At 67.9% G+C, this 2,693-nt stretch carries 1 pseudogene; it reads left to right on the top strand.

The window, feature by feature from the left end:
• Nucleotides 1-2,693: pseudogene (locus MOV74_RS35550) on the top strand (negative regulator of septation ring formation); the annotation flags it as partial.

Here is a 2,693-nt window from a genome sequence, read left to right as displayed (position 1 = left end):
CCCCGCCGCCAACGAGCGGGCGAACGTGTTCGACCCGATCGAGGAGCCGCGCACCTCGCGCCGCGCCGCCAATGACGACCGGGAGACCATCGGCCAGCTGCTCCAGGCGCTCCAGAAGGGTCGCCCCGCCCGCAGCGTCTATACCTTCGCCACCATCTTCGCCGGCGTCTGGCTCGCCGCCTGCGCCGCGCTGACGTTCGGCTTCCTGCCCTCGATCCAGGCCGCCATGGGCCAGAGCGGCGGCGTGCTCGTCATCGCCGGCCTGATCGCGATGTTCTTCGCGCCGATCATGCTGTTCTACTTCCTCGCGAGCCTCGTCTGGCGCGGCCAGGAAATGCGCATGATCGCGCAGGCGATGGCGCAGGTCGCGATCCGCTTCTCCGAGCCCGAGGGCTCCGCCTCCGATTCCATGGTCACCGTCGGCCAGGCCATCCGCCGCGAAGTCGCGGCGATGGGCGACGGCATCGAGCGCGCGATCGCGCGCGCCGGTGAGCTCGAGACACTGGTCGCCAACGAGGTCGCCGCGCTCGAACGCGCCTATTCCGACAACGAAGTGCGCATCCGCGCCCTGCTCCAGGACATCGCGCATCAGCGCGACAATCTGGTCGGCCAGGCCGAGCAGGTCCGCAGCGCCATCTCCGGCGTGCAGATCGATTTGCGCCACGACATCGCGCTGATCTCGGACGCGATCGCCTCGCGCGTCGACGAGGTCGCCAAGTCCATCACGGGTGCGCTGGAAGAGCGCGGCGCCCACATCACCAGCGCGCTGAGCAATGCCGGCGACAACATGATCCTGGCGCTCGGCGAGCGCGGCGGCGACCTGCTCGACCGCCTCGAGGAGGCCAGCAACGAGACCACGCGCGCCGTGCTCGACGCCAGCGAGCGCCTGACCACCAGCCTCAACTTCAAGACCGGCCACGTCCACGACGAGTTCGTAGACCTTGCCGACCGCGTCCACGAGATGCTGAACGAGCGCATCGATCGCATCACCGGCGAATTCGAGCAGCGCTCCGCCGCGATCGTCGACGGCATCTCCGAGCGCACCGAGCAGGTGCACGACAGCCTGAAGAATTCCTCGGACTCGCTGCTGCTCGAGCTCGAGCTGCGCTCCAACGACCTCTCCTCCAAGATCGACGACGCCGGCAGCCGTCTCGCCGGCCAGATCTTGACGAGCGGCGACAAGGCGAGCGAGGCGCTCGACGCCACCGTCAACACCCTCGTGGCCAAGGTCGTCAGCCAGACCGAGACCGCGCACGACTCGCTGTCGCTGCAGATGAGCGCGTTCGACGAGCTGGTGCGGAACCAGGGCACCGAGCTGGTCGAGAAGTTCGCCCGCGACTCCGGCACGCTTGGCGCCCTGATCACGCGCCACATCTCCGAGTTCGACCGCACCGTGAAGACCTTCGGCGGCGAGATCGTCGAGCGCATGGGCCAGCGCACGCAGGACATCCATGAATCGCTGAAGACCTATGTCGACAATTTCGACACCCGCTTCACCTCCAACGGCGGCGCGATCACGGCTGTGCTCGACCAGCGCCTGGTGCAGTTCGAGACCACGATCGGCGAACGTGTCACCAACCTCGACTCTTCGCTGAACGGCAAGATCGCCAGCCTCGACGGCACGATCGAAGGCCACATCAAGACGTTCGACGACCAGCTCGTCGGCCGCGTCGCCGCGCTCGAACAGTCGTTCGACACCCGCGCGAAGTCCGTCACCGAGACCATCGACGGACGCCTCAACACGCTGGCCTCGTCGCTGACCGACGGTGCCGCGCAGGCGATCCAGTCGATCGACTCCCGCCTCACCCACCTCACGACGTCGCTGACCGGCGGCGCATCGCAGGCCATCGAAACCATCGATGCGCGCCTCAACCACCTCACGACCTCGCTGACCGATGGCGCATCCCAGACCATCCAGTCGATCGACACGAGGCTGACCCATCTCACCACGACGCTCACCGGCGGCGCGTCGCAGGCGCTCGAGTCCATCGACTCTCGCCTCACCTACCTCACCACCGCCGTGACGAATGGCGCATCACAGGCCGTGCAGTCGATCGACACCCGCCTGACCCTCCTGACCTCGACCCTCACGGATGGCACCGCGCAGGCGATCGAGGCGGTCGACCGCCGCATCACCGGCGTCACCGAGATCATTGACGGCCGCAGCACGCACCTGACCGACACGGTCACTGCGCGCTTCCAGGAGATCCATCAGGTCATCGAGACCAAGGTCGGCTCGGTCGCCAGCGACATCGACGTGCGCGTGGCGCAGTTCGAGGACCTGCTCGGCTCGCGCGTCGAGGCCGTCGCCGGCCGCATCGAAAGCAGCGGCCGCCAGGCCAGCGAGGACATGATGTCCCGCGCCGAGATGATCTCGACCGCGATCCGCTCGCATGTCGAGGACGCCGAACGCTCGCTCACCAACCTCGTCGTCAACACCAGCGAGACGATCCAGACGGGTGCGCGTACCGCCCAGCAGTCGCTGATGACGGTCTCCTCCGACGTCAACGCCCAGCTCAAGATGACCTCCGCCGAGGTCGAGCGCGCGCTGACCGCGGTCGGCACCGGCTCGGCGAACTCGATCCTGAGCAGCGCCCGCGAGGCGCAGTCGACGCTGGTCGCAGCGTCGGGCGAAGCCTCCAACCAGATCAAGGGGCTCGCGGCCGACGTCGAACGCACGCTGTCGGCGGCAG

The sequence above is a fragment of the Bradyrhizobium sp. SHOUNA76 genome, from assembly GCF_023006445.1.
Lineage (GTDB): Bacteria > Pseudomonadota > Alphaproteobacteria > Rhizobiales > Xanthobacteraceae > Bradyrhizobium.
Note: the sequence above shows the minus strand (reverse complement) of the source record. Positions and strands in the feature narration are given on the sequence as shown.